Below are 16,262 nucleotides of genomic sequence, written 5' to 3'. Positions count from 1 at the left end.
GGAGCCGGGCGGGTCAGGGCACGGGAACGCGCTCCGCGCCGTACTCCGGGGCGGCCGGACCGGTTGGCACGGCCGTAGCGGTACGGGGCGTGGGCCGCACCGGCCACCACAGGGCCCGGCCCAGGAGGGCGGCCAGGGCCGGGACGAGCGCCAGGGACAGCACGAGGGCGGACAGCAGGATCCCGAGGGTCAGCGCGAAGGCGACCTGCTCGCTGCCCGGGGTGGCCGCCAGGGTGGCGAAGGAGCCGGCCAGCACGAGGCCGGCGGTGGCGATCGCCGGGGTGGTGTGCCGCACCGCGCGGGCGACGGCGGCGCGGGCCGGGCCGGGGTGACGCATCTCCTCGCGGATCCGGTCGGTGATGAGGATGTTGTAGTCGGTGCCGAGGGCCACGACGAACAGGAACAGCACCAGCGGCAGGGTGAAGCTGACGCCGGGTTCGTCCAGCAGGTGCTGGAACAGCAGCGTCGCGGCGCCCAGGGTGGCGGCGAAGCCCAGGCCGACGGCGAGCATCAGCACCACCGGGGCGAGCAGGCTGCGCAGGAGCAGCAGCAGGATCAGGGCGATGAGGGCGGCCGCGACCGGGAAGACGATGCGCAGGTCACGGTCGACGGCGGTGGAGATGTCGGCGAAGACGGCCGCCGTGCCGCCGACGTGGGCGCGCGTCCCGGCGGGCGTGTGGGCGGCGACCGCGGCGCGCACCGGCCCGGAGGCGAGCTCACGGGCGCGCGGGCTCTGCGGGTCGGCGGTCAGGAAGAGGTCGATCCGGGCGGCACGGCGGTCGGCGTTCAGGACGGTCGCGGCGACCTGGCCGACGCCGTCGACACGGGCGAGGGCGCGGGAGAGGCCGTCGAGCCGGCCGCCGTCGAGGGCGGCGCCGTCCGTGGTGGCCACGTACACGCTCGTCGGGTCGGACACGCCCGCCGGCAGCGCCCGGGAGATCTCCGCGGCGGTGGCCGCCGCCGGGGTCGCGGAGCCGCCGCCCTGGCCGTAGTCCATCCGGATCCCGGCCGTCCCGGCGGCCAGCGCGCCGAGCAGCGCGACGCAGGCGAGCGCCAGCGCGAACGGCCGGCGGGCGAGGAGCACGCCGAAGCGGGCGGCCAGGCCCTCACGGGCCGGGCGCCGCAGGGCGCGGGAGGGCCAGAACATCGCCCGGCCGCAGGCGGCGAGCAGGGCCGGCATCAGGGTGAGACTGCCCAGCAGCATGATCAGGACCGCGACGGCGATCGCCGGACCGAGCGCCCGGAACTGCCCGAAGCTCGCCACGCCCAGGGTGGCGAAGGCCGCCACGATGGTCAGCGCGGCCGAGGTGATCGCGGTGCCCACCCGCCCGGACACCTCCGCGGCCGCCTCACGGGCGTTCTGCCCCGGCCGGGCCCGCAGGTGCTCACGGAAGCGGAACAGCAGGAACAACAGGTAGTCGATCCCGATGCCCAGCAGGACCACGGAGATCAGACCCGGCGTCGAGGCGTCCAGCTTCAGCCCGGTCAGCGCCGCCGCACCGGCCACCGCCCCGCCCGCCGCACCCCCGATCAGGGCCACCGCCAGCAACGGCAGCACGGCCGCGAGGACACTGCGGAAGACCAGCACGTTCAGCAGCACGATCAGCCCCGAGACCAGGATGCCGGCGAGCTTGGTGGCGCCCCGGTTGGCGTCCGCCGTGTCGGCGGCCTCCGCCAGACCTCCGGTGAACCCGGTGCGCATCCCGGCCTGCGCGAACTGCGCGCGGGCCGAGTCCCGGAAGGCCCGGAACACACCCTGCACACCCTCGCTCGCGGCGCTCCCGGTCAGCTCCACGGAGAGCAGCTCGAAGCCCCGGTCGGGCGCCACCACCCCCGGCGCGATCCGGGGGGTCTGGGAGTGATCGGGCACCAGGAAGGCGGGATCGTCCTCCTTCCTCGGCATGACGACCCGGCGCCGGGCGAGCTCCGCCGCCTCGGCCTCGACCCGCTGCTGGTCCGCGACGCTCAGCGCCCTGCCGTCGGCGCGGGCGACCAGCACCGTCACCGTGGTCGCGTCGGGCCGCACCCCGAAGTCGTCCTCCGCGATCCGCAACGCCGCGGCCGAGTCGTAGCCGGCCGGCAGGAAGTCACCCGCCCGGGACTGGGTGACACGCTCCATCAGCATCGGACTCAGCAACGTCAGCCCGATGCCCAGCACCGCCCACAGGGCGATGACCTTCCAGGCGTGTCTGGTGGAGAATCCGGTCAGTGCGCGGATCACGATGCCCTCCGGCTCATCGACGCGAACGTCGGCCTCGACGCCGGGGGTTCCCGGCCGGCCTCCAGACCATCAGGCGCGGGCCCTGCCGGGCGTCGTGGCAACGGACGATCCCACCCCGGGCCCCAGGACCCCCACCGGCCCGCGACCAGGACCACGGTCCTGGTCCGCCCTCCCGCCCTCGGCCCCGGGGACCACGTCCGGCCCCGGGCACCGATGCCAGAATGGGGACATCACCGCTGATCAGCCAGGAGGGGCAAGTTGAACGGGCTGCACCGGCGCCCAGGGGCGACCACGGACGGCACACCGCCGAACGCGACGGACGGCGCACCGGGTGGCCGGCCGGACGGCACGCCGCGGCACCGGCCCGACGGCACACCGGCCAGCCGCCCCGACGGCACGCCGTGGACCCACTCCGACGCCCTGGTCGCCGTCGGCGCCTGCGCCATCGACCTGATCGGCTACCTGCTCTTCAACCACACCGACACCGGCCAGGGCACCAGCGTGCCCGGCTTCCTCGCCGTCGTCCTGTCCGCCCTGCCCCTGCTCGCCCGGCGCCGGCGCCCGCTGGCGGCCCTCGCCGCCGTCCTGGCGCTCACCGCCGCCGCCGACCTGTCCGCGCCGACGACCACCCACTTCGGCGCCGTCCTGGTCGTCGCCCTCTACTCCGTCGCCCGGGCCCGCCCCCTCCCGGTGACCGCCGCCGCGGCCGCCGTGACCTCGCTGGTGACGCTCCTGAGCCAGAGCCACTTCCACACGCCCTCCTGGCAGGCCGCCGTCTCCACCCCGTTCTCCGCCCTCCTGGTGGCCGGCGCCGGCCTCGCGTTCTCCCGCTGGCAGCGCCAGGTGGCCGCCCACCGCGAACTGCTGGCCGACCGCGCCGTCGCCGAGGAACGCCGCCGCATCGCCCGGGAGCTGCACGACATCGTGGCCCACCACATCACCACCATGCAGCTGATGGCCGGCGGCGCCCGCGCCAACCTCGCCAACCCCGACGTCGCCCGCGACGCCCTGGTCACCCTGGAATCCTCCGGCCGCCTCGCCCTGAGCGAGATGCGCCAACTCCTCGACGTCCTACGGGCCGGCGACGAACCGGACACCGTCCCGCCCGCACCCCAGCCCGGCGTCCGCGACCTCGACCGGCTCGTCGACGAGGCCCGCCGCGACGGCCTGCCCACCGACCTCACCGTCCACGGCACCCCCCGCCCCCTGCCACCCACCCTCGGCCTCACCGTGTTCCGGATCGTCCAGGAATCCCTCACCAACGCCCGCAAACACGCCGGACCCGCCCGCGTCCGCGTCCACCTCACCCACCACCCGGACCACCTCACCATCGACGTACGCGACGACGGCCCCGCCACCCCGCCCCCCACCACCGGCCCGGCCCGCGACGGCGGCGGCCACGGCCTGATCGGCATGCGCGAACGCGTCACCCTCCACGGCGGCACCCTGCGATGCGGCCCCCACCCCGACGGCGGCTTCGCCGTCCACGCCGACCTGCCCCTGCCCCCGCACGACACCGACACCACCGACACCACCGGGGCCGCCGCCCTCCGGCCCGCGCAGGTGAACCGGTGACCACCACCCCGGCCATCCGCATCCTCATCGCCGACGACCAACCCCTCGTCCGCCGCGGCCTGTCCCTCATCCTCTCCCCGGACCCCGCCTTCGACGTCGTCGGCGAGGCCGAGGACGGACGACAGGCCGTCACCCTCGCCCACCGGCTGCGCCCCGACGTCGTGGTGATGGACATCCGCATGCCCGTCCTGGACGGCGTCGGCGCGACCGCCGAACTGGCCCGCACCCTGCCCGGCTGCCGCGTCCTGGCGCTCAGCACCTTCGACATGGACGAGTACGTGGTGGCCGCGCTGCGGGCCGGCGCCCACGGCTTCCTCCCCAAGGACGTCTCCCCGGAGGACCTGGGCGCGGCGATCCGCACCGTCCACACCGGCGAGGCGGCCGTCGCCCCGCGCCTGCTCACCCGCCTCATCTCCACCTACGTCCGCACCCCCCAGGGCGCCCCGCCCCCGCCCGCCGCCACCACCGGCGACCTCACGCCCCGCGAGGTGGAGGTGTGGCGGCTGATGTCCACCGGACTCGACAACCTCGCGATCGCCCACGCGATGGACATCAGCCACTCCACGGTGAAGAACCACATCACCAACCTCTTCGCCAAACTCGACGTCCGCGACCGCGCCCAAGCGGTCATCGCCGCCTACGAATCCGGCCTGGTCACCGCCCGCACCACCGGCCCCGACCCGGCCGCCGCCGAAGGACGCTGAGGCGGGCCCACGCCCGGGCGTCACCTGACGCGAAGGGCACGTTCACACCTGCCGACCGGCACGCCGCCGGGCACGGGTGAGCGGTCCGGGCCCGCCCCCGGACCGGACCGCTCACCGCGTACTCCTCCTCGCTAGCCCGCCCGTCCCGCCGGGTGGAAGTTGACGCGTTCACGGACGACGGGGAAGCCGGCCCGGGCGAAGTTCGCGGCCATGGGGACGTTGGCCCGGTCCGTCGCCGCGCCGATGAACTCCGCGCCCTGCTCGACGAGGAGATGGGTGCACTCCGCGAGGAGGTCGAAGGCGTAACCGCGACCGCGCTGCTCCGGGACGACCCCGATGAAGCCGATGGTCGGGCCGGAGGGATTGTGGGCCGGGATGTGGATGCCGGCCAGGTCGCCCTGCGGCGTGTGCGCGACCTGCCACCACTCCCGCGGGGAGGGGCACCAGTGGAAGAAGTCCAGCTCCTCCTGGGCGGCCCGGTCGAGACCGCCCTCCTCGACGGCCCTGAGCGCGTGGGCGTCCAGGGTGGCCGAGTGGATGCGGCGCAACGCGTCGAAGAACACGGCGTCGTCGGGTTCGGCGCTGAAGCGCAGGCGTCCGGGCCGCTCGGGCAGACCCCGCTCCGGGGTCCAGCGGTACAGGAAGCGCTCCACCAGGAGCTCGTACCCGGCGGCCCGTGCGGCGGCGAAGCGCGCCTCGGCGCCGGCACGCAGGCCGGGCTCCTCCCGCCAGCCGCCGGGCAGGTTGATCTCCAGTTCGACCTGCCAGGGAGCGGAGCGCAGGAGCTCGGCCCCCGCCTCCTCCTCGCCCTCGGCCACGTCGAACCAGTTGATGTTGACGGGCTCCGCGTCGTCGGGGCCGCCCCACCACGCGCCGCGCGCGACGACCTCGCCGTCGCGCAGGGCCACGCGCTTCCACTCGGGACGGAAACGGGTGAGCCGATGGGCCTCACGGGCGCCCAGGGGGTCGGGAAGTGCGTCGAAGAGATGGGCGTCGCTCGCGCTGAGCGCGCGGATGACCGGACCGGTCATGGATTCCTCCGGGATACAGGCTGCTCGGAGCGCTCCCGGTCAGAACTGACGTGCCACGCCGGGACAGCGGAAGAGGGAGCGCTGGAAAGGTGTGAACCGCACGGCACTCGCCTCCTTCCGTTCGTCTCAGGGCGTGAAGCCACACGGTACGTGACCGTCCGTCGGTCCGTCCACGGATTTCCGCGCCCCTCGCGCCTGCTCGCCACCATCCGCCGCCCACGCTTCTCGAACGCCGCCCGGGATGGGGCGTTTCGGGGCCGGCTGTTAGCCTCTGTGCGGCCGCAGGACCGGGTGGATCGATGCCCCCGGGGCGGCGGCCGACGACCGGTGAGGGCGGGGAGAGGAACACATGCGCAGCCAGGACCAGGCCGGCCCCTTCGAGGTGCGCCTCCTCATCGAGGCGGAGGGCAAGAGCTGGGTACGGGACCTGGACCTGCCCTTCGCCCCGTTCCCCGGCATGGGGGTGCGCGTCGACGCCTACGAGGTGCTGAACGTCGTCACGGTGCTCGTCGACGACCCCGACGGCGCCGTGACCTGCGTGGTGGCGGGCGACGACGGGCACGAACCCACCGTGAAGGAGTGCGCATCGCTCGGCTTCGTCGAATTTTCCGAGCCCTCCGGCGCCGCACGCACGGCGCGAACCGGTGTCCCGGTGCGCGTCAGCGTCATCACCTTCGCGAACGACCGCCAGTGGAGCAAGGTGTGCACCCTGCCCTGCGCCCCCTTCGCGGGCCTGCGGGTGCGGGTGAACGGCGAACGGATGCTCAAGATCTTCACCGTCGTGGTGGGGGACGACCACCGGGGCGAGGTCGAGTGCTACGCCGCCTTCGAGGGCGAGGGCGCGGACGCCGTCACCCGCGAGGACTGCGAGGCCCTCGGCTTCGAGAGGGACTACCGCTAGGGCCCCGGGGGCACCGCCCGGCCCGTGCCCGGCCACGTGCCCCCGCCGGCCGGTGTTCAGGGGCGGCCGAGGAGGGCGGTGCCGGCGACGGTGTCCGTGCGGGCGGTGAAGAAGTCGGCGAACGCGGTGACGAACTCCTCCTCGCTGATCCGGCCGTCGCCGTCGGTGTCCAACTGGCGGAAGCCGTCGTTGAGTTCGGCCGGGTGGACCCGGGAGCCGCCGAACAGGACGCGGTATTCGTCGGCGCACAGGTGGCCGCTGCCGTCGGTGTCGGCGGCCCGGAACAGGGCGCGCACCGCCGGTGTCAGGCCCAGGTCCAGGTAGGCCGGGTCCCGGTCGAGGCCGGCGAGCATCGCGGACACGAACTCCTCGCAGTCCACCGTGCCGTCGCCGTCGGCGTCCATGGCCGGGCGCAGCTGCCGCCACCAGGTCTCGAACGCGGCGTAGAGGACGTCCTCCCGCTCGGCGGGCAGTTCGAGCTGCCAGCAGACGGTGTGGACCATGGCCTGGAGGTCGGCCGTGTCGACCCGTCCGTCGCCGGTCTGGTCCAGCACCTGGTGGAAGAAGGTCTCCAGGCGGGCCCGGCGGGAGTCGGCGGCGCGGGGCTGCGGCAGCGGGCGGGCCGGTGTGCGCCGGGGGAGTTGTCGTCCGCCGCCGACGGGGGAGCGGTGGCGGTAGCGCAGGTGCTCCGGCAGGCGGGTCATGACGTGCCGGGTGCCGCGGTGCACCGCCCAGGACAGGAGGACGGCGGAGCGGGCCGGGCGGGTGCCGAACCGCTCGTGCCACACCGGCGGCAGGTCCGCCACCGTGAGGCCGCTCAGCACCCGGGCCGCCGCGATGCGCAGCAGCGGCCACAGGGGCCGCAGCCGTCCCAGCCGGCGCGGCGCGGGCGCCTCGCGCAGCATCTCGAACAGCAGGTGGCGCACCAGGTCGCCGTACTCCAGGACCTCGCGCACATGGCGCTCCATGTACGCCGGCACGTCCGCGGCGGTCGGCGGCAGCGCCTCGCCGGGGATGCCGAGCGCCTCGCAGACGTCCCTGAACTCCGCGTACAGCGCGTCGAGTTCACGGGGCCCGAGCCGGGCGCCGGACAGTGCGTGCATCGCCGTGATGGCCTCGTACAGCGTCACCATCACCCAGGCGCGGACCGCCGGGTCCTCGGCGGTGTACGGGCGCCCCGCCTCGTCGGTGCCCTGGATGCGGCGGTGGGTGCGGGCCAGCCGGGCGACTTCGAGGCGGCGTTCCTGCGGCCCGGCGGAGAACAGCCGCGCCCCGCTGTCCAGGGTGTGCTCGATGCGCCGCCACGGGTGCGCCCGGTAGGTGGAGTACCGGGTCATGCCGGCCGCCACGGCCGGGTGCGCCGCCTGCAGGACGATCAACCGCCAGGCCACCAGCCCGATCCGCCACTCGCCGAGACCGCGGCGCAGCGGGCTGCGGGGGTCGGGGTCGGGTAAGGGCGCGGACGTCATGGGGAACTCCAAAGGGGGGACGGGGTGGACGGAGCGGCACCACGTACAACGCGCCACCGGGCCGGGCGGCACCGTGGATCACTCGTCCGTGCGGCCCGGCCGCCGGCGCGCCCCTCGACGCGGCCCGCCGGGAAACCTAACCCCGTGGCCCCTGACGGCACCCGCGTTTCCCCGCCGCGATCACCCTCCGGGGTGAACGATGGAGCCCTGGGGGAGAGCTCGCCCGGCCCGGAACGGCCCCGCGACGATCTCTGACGGCCCGTCGGCCCCGTCGGCCCCGGCGGGCCCGGGCGCGGCCCGGCGGCCCCGGGGAGGGGCGGTTCAGGGCAGCGGGGTGCCGCCGGTGGCGTTGACGGTCTCGGCGGTGATGTAGGAGGCCTCCTGGGAGGCGAGGAAGACGTAGACGGGGGCCATCTCGGCGGGCTGGGCGGCGCGGCCGAGGGGGGACTGCTCACCGAAGTGGGCGACCTTCTCCTCGTCCATGGTCGCCGGGATCAGCGGCGTCCACACCGGGCCGGGGGCGACCGCGTTGACCCGGATCCCGTCGGGCGCCAGCTGCATCGCCAGGCCCTGGGTGAACGCGACGATCGCGGCCTTGGTCATGGCGTAGTCGAGCAGGTGCGGACTCGGCTTGTAGGCCTGCACGGAGGCGGTGTTGATGACCGACCCGCCCGGGCGCAGGTGGGGCAGAGCGGCGCGGGTGAGCCAGAACATGCCGTACAGGTTGGTCCTCATCACGCGGTCGAACTGTTCGGTGGTGATGGCGGTCAGCCCCTCGGGCCGCGACATCTGGTAGGCGGCGTTGTTCACCAGCACGTCCAGGCCGCCGAACGTGTCCACGCACCGGTCCACCAGGTTCGCGCAGAAGCCCTCGTCACGGATGTCGCCCGCGACGGCGAGCACCCGGCGGCCGGCCGCGACCACGAGGCGCCCGGTCTCCTCGGCGTCCTCCCGTTCCTCGGGCAGGTGGCAGAACGCGACGTCGGCGCCCTCGCGGGCGAACGCCAGGGCCACGGCGCGGCCGATACCGGAGTCGCCGCCGGAGATCAGCGCCACCCGGTCGGCGAGCCGGCCCGACCCGCGGTAGGTCTCCTCGCCGTGGTCGGGCGCGGGCCGCATGGCCCCGCCGCTGCCGGGGTGGGGCTGGGACTGCTCCGGCATCGGGGGAGCGGGGTACTGCTCCACCGGGTTGCGCGGGGTGTACTGATCGCTCATCACCGACAGGCCGGCCTCTCTCGTGAGCGGATGCGCCCGGGCCGGCACCGCCTGTACAGAGCCCGGGACGCCTTTCGAGTGTCACCGCCGTGTCCGCCCCTCGCACCGCGGGCTCCGGCAGGCGGGTGGCGCGCCCTGCCCGCGGCACCCGGGGCCGACGCCGCCGGGCACGCGGGACGGTCCGTCAGTCCGGCGGCTCCTGGGGCGGGGGCTCATCGACGGGTGCGGCGGGTTCGGTCGTCGCGTACTCGGGCCCGTCCTCGGCGCGCTTGTCCTCCTCGTGCTCCGGGGGCGGGCCACCCTCGCCGGTCATACGGGACTCGGGCGTCTCCGGTGTCGCCGCGGGGTCCTTCGGCTCGTGCTGCTGGGGCTGGGTCACGGCCCTCTCCTCTCGGCAGGGGGCCCGCCGCCGGGGCGATCCCGTCACCGGGCCGTGAAGGCGGCTACCCGCCGCGGCCGCCGTCACACCGCCCCGGCCGCCCCGGCGAGGGCCGATGACGGCCCTCGCCGGGGCGGCCGCGAGGCCGGGACAGGTCTTGGCGGAGCCCGCCGGGGCTCAGTGGACGCAGAGGCAGAACGGGTGGCCCGCCGGGTCGGCGTAGACGCGCCAGTTGGCGTCCGGGCGCAGCCGGTCGGTGCGCTCCAGGACCCTCGCGCCGAGGGCGAGCGCGCGCCGCTCCTCCCCGTCGAGGTCGTCCACGTCGAAGTCGAGGTGGAGCTGCTGCGGGTGCTGCTGCCCGGGCCACCGGGGTGCCTGGTGGTCGTCGACCCGCTGGCAGGCCAGCGGCGTCCCCTCGAACCCGTGGACCTCGACCCAGCCCGGGTCCTGCGGGTCGGGGACCACCCGGCCGCCGAGCAGGCCCGCGTAGAACTCCGCGAGCCGCACCGGATCGGCGCAGTCCAGCACGACCGCCTGCAACTTCCGGATCATGCCCGGCACCCGTCCTTCCTCGGTCGCTCCCGCGACCTCCTCGTGCGGTCGTGCGGCACCGCCGACGCCGCTTCGGGCACCACGGGTGTGGCCCCGGGCGGCCGGGGTAGACGCGGGTCCATCACCCCCATGGTCAGGGGAACGGAGCGACCTGGCACGGGGGCCGTACCGGTGAGAAGACCCCGGGAGCCCCTCGCCCACGCGGGTCGAACCGGAGGGAGGCGCGGATGATCCGGATCGGCGACATCCGGGAGTGGCGTCAGCACCCCGTCCTGGACCAGGACGGCAAGAAGATCGGCACGCTGGAATCCGTCTACGTGGACACGGTCACCGAGGAGCCCTCGTTCGCCACGGTCACCGTCGGGTTCCCGACCCGCCACCGCCTGGTCTTCGTCCCCGTGGAGGAGGCCGTGGTCGGGCCCGGCTACCTCAAGGTGCCCTTCCCCCGCGCCCTGGTGAAGGACGCTCCGGCGATCGACACCGACGGAGTGCTGGCGGCCGAGCAGGAACCAGCCGTCTTCGCCCACTACCAGCGCCCCTACACCGCCGGCGCCGGCGGCGAACGCCGCCTCGCCCGACCCTGACCCGACCCGACCTGGAAGAAGGAAGGCACCCCCCATGGCATGGATCCTGCTGCTGGTCATCGTGGCGATCGTGCTGGGCCTGATCGGCGCGGTCGCCGAAGGCCTGCTCTACCTGCTCGTCATCGGCGTCATCGTATTCCTCGTGGCCCTGCTGCTCGGCGCGCTCCGGGCCAAGCACGGCAGCCGCAGACCCACCCGCTGACACCGGTACCGGCCCGCGGCCCGCCCGGCGACGACACAGGGAGCACCATGAAGTACCACCGGAAGCCGGCCACACCCTCCCCGGGCGACGCCGCCCACTCGCGGCACCAGGCCAGACCGCAGCACGAGGCCAGCGCCGACCGCTCCTACGGCGACCGGGCGTCGGGCACCCGCTCCGCCCCCACCCCGGCCCCGGACCACGAGCCGCCGCGCGAGCGCTACGACGCGACCGCCGAAGCCACCCGGACCGCCGCCGACATCGAGGGCGAGGACGGGGGCACGTAGCCGCCCTCGGCGGGCGGTGCCGGCGGCCGGGCCGGCGACCGTGCCGTCGGCGGCGTGACATCCTGCTGCGCATGGCCGACACCCCCGACACCGACGCCCCGGTCCGGACGTGGTCATTCGCCACCGCGCGGGAACCCGCCGAGTTCCCCGCCGTCGAGGTCCACGGCGTGCCCGGCGTCCAGCACGCCGGGGGCACGGGCCGTACGCTGTGCGGCATCCGCGGCCGCTACCTCACGTGGTACCTGCACCTCTTCGAGCCCCAGGGCCTGGCGTCGTGCCGCACCTGCCGGGCGCTGGCCGAGGCGGCGCCGACCGAGCCGTGCGGGCAGGAACGCCTGCACGACCTGATCCTCCGGGAGGCCGACGACGGGCCGCTGCGCGCGGACCTGCTCACCGCGCTGCGCCGGGGCGCGGGGATCGCCACCTGGATCACCGGCCGGGCGAAGGACCTCGCCCGGTCCCACGCGCGGCTCGACCGGATGACGGAGGAGGCCGGCCCGGCCGCCGAGGCGCTCGCGGTGGGCGACACGTCCACCACGCTGGCCCGGGTCGAGGACGCCGGCCTGCTCTACCTCGTCGTCCTGCCGTTCGACGGCCGCGCCCGCATCGCGCGCGGGACGGTGGCCGACTCTCCCACGGTTTCCCCCGGCTGACGGACGGCCCCCCGCAGGGGGACCGCGTTCGGCCCGGTGCGGCCCGGCACGGTCGGGTTCAGAACGCCGCGCGCAACACCGGGAGCAGGGTGTCCCGGGCCCAGTCGAGGAAGGCGGGCTGGCTGTCCCCGCCGACCTGGACCAGGGCGACCTCCCCGAAGCCCGCGTCGACGAAGGGCCGCACCGCCTCGACGAAGTCCTCGATGCGGTCACCGCAGGGGATGGCCCCGGCGACGTCCTCGGGGCGGACGAAGCGGCTCGCGGCGGCGAACCCCGCCGTCCCGGGCAGTTCGGCGTTGACCTCCCAGCCGCCGCCGAACCAGCGGAACTGCTCGTGGGCCCGGCGGACGGCGGCGTCCCGGTCGGTGTCCCAGCACACCGGCAGCTGGCCCACCGCCGGTTTCCCGGCCCCGCCGTGCTCCGTGAAGCCGGTGACCAGTGCCGGGTCCGGCTCGACGGCGATGACCAGGTCGGCCAGGCGGCCCGCCAGTGCGCAGGAGTCCGGCCCGGACACCGCCACCCCGATCGGCGGCGGCCGGTCGGGAAGGTCCCACAGCCGGGCGCCCTCGACGTCGAAGAACCGGCCCCGGCGGGTGACGTACCCGCCGTCGAACAGTGCCCGGATGATCTGCACCGCCTCGTCGAGCATCGCCTGGCGCACCGGCACCGCGGGCCAGCCCCGGCCTACCACGTGCTCGTTGAGGTTCTCACCGCTGCCCAGACCGAGCCGGAAGCGGCCCTCGGACAGCAACTGCACCGTGGCGGCCTTCTGCGCCACCACCACGGGGTGGTAGCGGAACGTCGGGCAGGTCACGTACGTCATGAGCGGGATCCGGGAGGTGGCCTGCGCGGCGGCACCGAGCACCGCCCACGCGTAGGGCGCGTGGCCTTGTTCGTCCAGCCAGGGGAACGAGTGGTCCGAGACCACCGAGAAGTCGAAACCGGCCCGCTCGGCGCGCACCACGTCCGCGACCAGCCCGCGGGGGCCGCGCTGCTCGGTCATCATCGTGTATCCGATCTGCACCATGCCCCGCGCCTGCCCCGATCGCCGCATCGCTCACACCGGGGGCGGCACCCGCCGCCAACAGGCGCGGCCTCGTTTCCGGCCGCCCGTGCGGGAAACGGTTGCTCCGGTGGATCTGTCGGACGGCTGCGTGGTGTCACCGTGGCGCGGGTAGTCGCACGGCGCGGGGGAGTGAGGAGGCCGGGCATGAGGAACCTCAGCCGCCGTTACGCGGTGACCCTGCCGGGGCCGGTCGCGGGACACGGCCCGCCGACGGTCGTCGTGGTCCATGTCACCGACGCCGTCGGTCCCGGGGGAAACCTGGTCCGGGAGAGCGCCGACGGCACGCTCCGGGTGGAGATCAACGGTGAGGTGGCCATGGTGGTGGGCACACCCGGCAGGACGATCGCCCATCCGTGCCTGCAGGCCGCGCGGCTGCCGTGACGATGCGGCGCGCACCCGCGCCCGGACCTGCGGCGGGAGGCCGGCGCGGTCGCTGGTCAGGGGCGGTGGCAGCCGTCGCGGGTGGAGGGCTGTCCGGAGGTGGTCGGGGGTAGGCAGATGAAGCGGATGTCGGCCTTGTCCTGGCTGAGGTAGCGGCCGGCGCACTTGCTGCGGCCGTACTGGGTGCAGAACGCGAGGGCGCTGTCGCCGTCCGGGAAGTCGCCGGTGGTGTAGATCACCCAGTACCCCGGCTGGAGGGACTTCCAGTCGTCGCTGTCGAGGAGCCTGGCGCCGGGGATCTGGCGCTGGGTGGCGAGGAGTTCCTTGTCGCGGGCGCCCGGGTCGGCGCCGTGGGGGATCGCGGAGAGCTGGGCGATCCACAGGCCCGCCGCGGACGGTGACGGCGTGGGGCCGGCGGACGCGGACGGGGTGACGGCGGGGCCGGTGGGGGCGGGGGTGGCCGTGGTGTGCGCGTCGGGCAGCAGGGCCGTGGCGAGGCCGGCCCCGGCGGCGAGGAGCGCGGCGGCGGCGATGAGCGCCCAGGTGAGGCGCCGCCCGCGGGCGGGAGCCGGTGTGGTGGGGCGGAGCGGTTCGACGGTGGTGCCCGGGGCGGGTTCGGGGTTCTCACCGGAGGGGCGCGGCAGGGGCCGGGTCGGCTCACCGTCGTCACCGGTGTTGTCGGCGGCGTCGGCGGGCCCCCGGGTGCCCGTGGTCGCGCCGGGTTCCACGACGGTGGGCCGCTCGTCACGGACGGCCGTGAGCGCCCTGGCGGTCTCCTCGGCGTCCGGCCGCCCGCCCGGGTCCTTGGTGAGCAGGGCGGAGATGACGGGGGCGAGCGGGCCGGCGTTCGGCGGGGGCGGCACGTCCTCGTCGCAGACGGCGACGAGGACCTCCCAGACGCTCTCGCGCCGCATCGGGTTCGCGCCCTCGACGCACACGTACAGCAGGACGCCGAGCGCCCACAGGTCGCTGGCCGGGCCGGCCGGGGCCTCCTCGCGGCGGATGAGTTCCGGGGCGATGTACTCGGGGGAGCCGATGAGGTCGCCGGTGGCGGTGAGGGTGCGGGAGCCCTGGAGGGCGGCGATGCCGAAGTCGGTCAGGACCGCGCTGCCGTCGGGGCGGACGAGCACGTTCGCGGGCTTGACGTCCCGGTGCAGGATGCCCGCCGCGTGGGCGGCCCGCAGGGCGGACAGGACGTCCAGGCCGATGCGCGCGGCCCGGACGGGGGTCAGCGCGCCGTCGCGCAGCAAGGCGTCCAGCGGGGTGCCGTCGACGAACTCCATGACCAGCCACGGGTAGGGCCGGTCGTCGACGACCTCGTAGATGGCCACCGCGCCGGGGTGGTTGATCCGGGCCAGGGCCCTGGCCTCGCGCAGCGCCCGTTCGCGCATGTGCGCGGCCCGATCGGGGTCGTCGTGGCCGTTCGAGCGCATCTCCTTGAGCGCCACGTCGCGTTCCAGCGCCGGATCGTGGGCCCGCCAGACGGTGCCCATCCCTCCGGCGCCGAGGTGCTCCCTGAGCTCGAACCGCCCGGCCACGACATCGCCGATGCTTCTGGCGTGTCCGCGCGTCATGCCTGGCCTCTCATGGTTCCCGCCGGTGCACCGCGGCCCGCCCTCCCCGCCCGCGGGGCCGGAGGCCTTCGCGGGTGCCGCCGATCGGCGGGTGACGGAACCACCGGGAACCCCCTCCCCGCTCGACGCCGCCGCGGACCGCGAGGTGCCGTCGATGGTGCCCCCGGAGGACGTCCGGGAGCGCAGTTGTCGATCGACGGACGATATCACCGCCGCGATCTCCCGCCCCTCCCCGCCGACCGTGACCCGGCCCGCCCGGCGCGGGGCGGCCTCAGTCGTCGTGGCGGATGACGGCGGGCAGCACCTTCGGGCCCTGGTCCCCGGAAGCGTACATACGCCGGGCAGGATGCCGGCCCGTACCGGCAGCCGGTCGAACTCCGAAGGGACCGGCCGAAGTCGGTGGAGGCGGGACACGCGGTGCGGCGCACCTTCGAGCGTCGGGGCCGGCCAGCATTTCCGTGTCCCGGCGCCGGGGAACGCCCGCCGGTAGAGTCGCTCCGTAGACAGAGCGGATCCGGGGGACTCATGACGGCTGCAGACGCGCCACCCATCGTCTTCGTCCACGGGACGCGGTTCAGCGCGGGCCAATGGAGCCCCCAGCTCGCCGCGCTCCAAGAGGACTTCCGGGTGGCCGCCGTCGACCTGCCCGGCCACGGCGCGCGCTCCGCCCAGCCCTGGAGTCTGAACGCGGCGACGGAGATCATCGCCTCCGCGGTGGACTCGCTCGATCACGGGCCGGCTCTGGTCGTCGGGCACTCGCTCGGCGGATACGCCTCGCTGGAGTTCGCGCGGCGCCGCCCGGAGAGGCTGCGGGGACTGGTTCTCGCGGGGGCCAGCGCCTCGACGCGTGGTCCGTGGGCGATCCCGTACCGGCTGGTCGCCGGGCTCGTCCCTCGTATTCCGACGGACCGGTTGACCCGCTGGAACGACAGGTTCCTGCGGCGGCTCTATCCACCCGGGGTGGTGGATGCCACCATCCGCTCCGGCTACGCCTTCCACACGCTGCCGGCGGCCTGGGGAGAGGTGCTGGGCCGCTTCGACGCGAATGCGATGCGTCATGTGGCGGCTCCCGTGCTCATCCTGAACGGCGAGAAGGACCCCGTCTTCCGATCCGGCGAGAGGGCCTTCGTCCGCGCGCATCCGCACGCCCGCATCGAATTGATCCCGCGGGCGAGGCACCTCGCGAACTTCGACGATCCCGAGGCCTTCACCGATGCCGTCCGCCGCTTCGCCCTGCACCTACCTGCTCGCGGCTGAACGCGTCACGCCCCGATCGTGACGCGATCGAGGCGAACGGACGTCCGCCACCTCGGCCGCACCGGGCAAGGCGTGGTCGGAGCGGATCGCGCGCGACCCCCGCGATGACCGTGCCGCGGGGGGGGGGGGGGGGCTCACAGGAGCAGCGCGAGCTTCCGGCTCTGCAGGTGGCCCCTGACGATGCCGAGGATTCCCGACACGACGAACAGCCCCG

Annotated in this window: 17 protein-coding genes; 9 read left to right on the top strand and 8 right to left on the bottom strand. The window is 75.1% G+C overall.

What is annotated here, in order from left to right; genetic code table 11:
- Positions 1 to 13: 13 nt before the first annotated feature.
- Positions 14 to 2,221, bottom strand: coding sequence for an MMPL family transporter (locus ACWEQL_RS11915; RefSeq protein WP_452150075.1), 2,208 nt, complete (start codon positions 2,219 to 2,221; stop codon positions 14 to 16).
- A gap of 258 nt (positions 2,222 to 2,479) precedes the next feature.
- On the opposite strand from ACWEQL_RS11915, the gene ACWEQL_RS11910 reads away from it, so the two are divergent.
- Together ACWEQL_RS11910 and ACWEQL_RS11905 are read left to right on the top strand one after the other, a co-directional pair.
- A complete protein-coding gene (locus ACWEQL_RS11910; protein ID WP_452150074.1) occupies positions 2,480 to 3,796 on the top strand; it encodes a sensor histidine kinase in 1,317 nt (438 codons plus the stop codon).
- Positions 3,793 to 4,500 carry a response regulator gene (locus ACWEQL_RS11905; protein ID WP_452150073.1) on the top strand — a complete coding sequence of 236 codons (708 nt, stop codon included), beginning with the start codon at positions 3,793 to 3,795 and terminating at the stop codon, positions 4,498 to 4,500. Before ACWEQL_RS11910 ends, ACWEQL_RS11905 begins: the two co-directional genes overlap by 4 nt.
- A 131-nt stretch (positions 4,501 to 4,631) precedes the next feature.
- On the opposite strand, the gene ACWEQL_RS11900 is transcribed toward ACWEQL_RS11905, so the two are convergent.
- The gene (locus ACWEQL_RS11900; RefSeq protein ID WP_452150072.1) at positions 4,632 to 5,531 is read right to left on the bottom strand and encodes a GNAT family N-acetyltransferase; all 900 of its coding nucleotides are present in this window, start codon (positions 5,529 to 5,531) and stop codon (positions 4,632 to 4,634) included.
- 349 nt (positions 5,532 to 5,880) lie between these two features.
- On the opposite strand from ACWEQL_RS11900, the gene ACWEQL_RS11895 reads away from it, so the two are divergent.
- A complete protein-coding gene (locus ACWEQL_RS11895) occupies positions 5,881 to 6,432 on the top strand; it encodes a hypothetical protein (protein ID WP_452150071.1) in 552 nt (183 codons plus the stop codon).
- A gap of 56 nt (positions 6,433 to 6,488) precedes the next feature.
- On the opposite strand, the gene ACWEQL_RS11890 is transcribed toward ACWEQL_RS11895, so the two are convergent.
- The 4 genes from ACWEQL_RS11890 to ACWEQL_RS11875 form a co-directional block, all read right to left on the bottom strand.
- Positions 6,489 to 7,901: an oxygenase MpaB family protein gene (locus tag ACWEQL_RS11890; protein WP_452150070.1), complete on the bottom strand. Its 1,413-nt coding sequence runs from the start codon at positions 7,899 to 7,901 to the stop codon at positions 6,489 to 6,491.
- Positions 7,902 to 8,222: 321 nt separating this feature from the next.
- The gene (locus ACWEQL_RS11885) at positions 8,223 to 9,116 is read right to left on the bottom strand and encodes an SDR family oxidoreductase (RefSeq protein ID WP_452150069.1); all 894 of its coding nucleotides are present in this window, start codon (positions 9,114 to 9,116) and stop codon (positions 8,223 to 8,225) included.
- A gap of 184 nt (positions 9,117 to 9,300) precedes the next feature.
- Entirely contained in the window at positions 9,301 to 9,495 is a 195-nt protein-coding gene (locus ACWEQL_RS11880; RefSeq protein WP_452150068.1) for a hypothetical protein, read from the bottom strand.
- A 177-nt stretch (positions 9,496 to 9,672) separates the two neighbouring features.
- Positions 9,673 to 10,047, bottom strand: coding sequence for a VOC family protein (locus tag ACWEQL_RS11875; protein ID WP_452150067.1), 375 nt, complete (start codon positions 10,045 to 10,047; stop codon positions 9,673 to 9,675).
- 227 nt (positions 10,048 to 10,274) lie between these two features.
- Between ACWEQL_RS11875 and ACWEQL_RS11870 the strand changes: the two genes are divergently transcribed.
- From ACWEQL_RS11870 to ACWEQL_RS11855, 4 genes are all read left to right on the top strand, one after another.
- A complete protein-coding gene (locus ACWEQL_RS11870) occupies positions 10,275 to 10,631 on the top strand; it encodes a PRC-barrel domain-containing protein (protein ID WP_452150066.1) in 357 nt (118 codons plus the stop codon).
- A 34-nt stretch (positions 10,632 to 10,665) separates the two neighbouring features.
- Positions 10,666 to 10,833 carry a hypothetical protein gene (locus ACWEQL_RS11865; RefSeq protein ID WP_452150065.1) on the top strand — a complete coding sequence of 56 codons (168 nt, stop codon included), beginning with the start codon at positions 10,666 to 10,668 and terminating at the stop codon, positions 10,831 to 10,833.
- 47 nt (positions 10,834 to 10,880) lie between these two features.
- Positions 10,881 to 11,117, top strand: coding sequence for a hypothetical protein (locus ACWEQL_RS11860; protein ID WP_452150064.1), 237 nt, complete (start codon positions 10,881 to 10,883; stop codon positions 11,115 to 11,117).
- A gap of 71 nt (positions 11,118 to 11,188) precedes the next feature.
- Positions 11,189 to 11,770 carry a hypothetical protein gene (locus ACWEQL_RS11855; protein WP_452150063.1) on the top strand — a complete coding sequence of 194 codons (582 nt, stop codon included), beginning with the start codon at positions 11,189 to 11,191 and terminating at the stop codon, positions 11,768 to 11,770.
- 58 nt (positions 11,771 to 11,828) lie between these two features.
- Here the strand turns inward: ACWEQL_RS11855 and ACWEQL_RS11850 are convergent, their stop codons facing one another.
- Entirely contained in the window at positions 11,829 to 12,797 is a 969-nt protein-coding gene (locus tag ACWEQL_RS11850; protein ID WP_452150062.1) for an LLM class F420-dependent oxidoreductase, read from the bottom strand.
- Positions 12,798 to 12,980: 183 nt separating this feature from the next.
- On the opposite strand from ACWEQL_RS11850, the gene ACWEQL_RS11845 reads away from it, so the two are divergent.
- Positions 12,981 to 13,217, top strand: coding sequence for a DUF6296 family protein (locus ACWEQL_RS11845; protein ID WP_452150061.1), 237 nt, complete (start codon positions 12,981 to 12,983; stop codon positions 13,215 to 13,217).
- A gap of 56 nt (positions 13,218 to 13,273) precedes the next feature.
- Here ACWEQL_RS11845 and ACWEQL_RS11840 read toward each other — a convergent pair whose 3' ends face one another.
- On the bottom strand, positions 13,274 to 14,791 hold the full coding sequence (locus ACWEQL_RS11840; RefSeq protein ID WP_452150060.1) for a protein kinase domain-containing protein: 1,518 nt from the start codon (positions 14,789 to 14,791) through the stop codon (positions 13,274 to 13,276).
- 525 nt (positions 14,792 to 15,316) lie between these two features.
- Between ACWEQL_RS11840 and ACWEQL_RS11835 the strand changes: the two genes are divergently transcribed.
- A complete protein-coding gene (locus ACWEQL_RS11835; protein ID WP_452150059.1) occupies positions 15,317 to 16,048 on the top strand; it encodes an alpha/beta fold hydrolase in 732 nt (243 codons plus the stop codon).
- Positions 16,049 to 16,262 lie beyond the last annotated feature (214 nt).

Source organism: Kitasatospora sp. NPDC004240 (assembly GCF_053603215.1).
This window is presented reverse-complemented; position numbering and strand designations above follow the sequence as displayed.

Excerpts from the sequence above, each read along its gene's own strand:
- ACWEQL_RS11900 (WP_452150072.1), bottom strand. The coding sequence starts at position 5,531 with ATGACCGGTCCGGTCATCCGCGCGCTCAGCGCGAGCGACGCCCATCTC.
- ACWEQL_RS11895 (WP_452150071.1), top strand. The coding sequence starts at position 5,881 with ATGCGCAGCCAGGACCAGGCCGGCCCCTTCGAGGTGCGCCTCCTCATC.
- ACWEQL_RS11890 (WP_452150070.1), bottom strand. The coding sequence starts at position 7,901 with ATGACGTCCGCGCCCTTACCCGACCCCGACCCCCGCAGCCCGCTGCGC.
- ACWEQL_RS11885 (WP_452150069.1), bottom strand. The coding sequence starts at position 9,116 with ATGAGCGATCAGTACACCCCGCGCAACCCGGTGGAGCAGTACCCCGCT.
- ACWEQL_RS11875 (WP_452150067.1), bottom strand. The coding sequence starts at position 10,047 with ATGATCCGGAAGTTGCAGGCGGTCGTGCTGGACTGCGCCGATCCGGTG.
- ACWEQL_RS11870 (WP_452150066.1), top strand. The coding sequence starts at position 10,275 with ATGATCCGGATCGGCGACATCCGGGAGTGGCGTCAGCACCCCGTCCTG.
- ACWEQL_RS11865 (WP_452150065.1), top strand. The coding sequence starts at position 10,666 with ATGGCATGGATCCTGCTGCTGGTCATCGTGGCGATCGTGCTGGGCCTG.
- ACWEQL_RS11860 (WP_452150064.1), top strand. The coding sequence starts at position 10,881 with ATGAAGTACCACCGGAAGCCGGCCACACCCTCCCCGGGCGACGCCGCC.
- ACWEQL_RS11855 (WP_452150063.1), top strand. The coding sequence starts at position 11,189 with ATGGCCGACACCCCCGACACCGACGCCCCGGTCCGGACGTGGTCATTC.
- ACWEQL_RS11850 (WP_452150062.1), bottom strand. The coding sequence starts at position 12,797 with ATGGTGCAGATCGGATACACGATGATGACCGAGCAGCGCGGCCCCCGC.
- ACWEQL_RS11845 (WP_452150061.1), top strand. The coding sequence starts at position 12,981 with ATGAGGAACCTCAGCCGCCGTTACGCGGTGACCCTGCCGGGGCCGGTC.
- ACWEQL_RS11840 (WP_452150060.1), bottom strand. The coding sequence starts at position 14,791 with ATGACGCGCGGACACGCCAGAAGCATCGGCGATGTCGTGGCCGGGCGG.
- ACWEQL_RS11835 (WP_452150059.1), top strand. The coding sequence starts at position 15,317 with ATGACGGCTGCAGACGCGCCACCCATCGTCTTCGTCCACGGGACGCGG.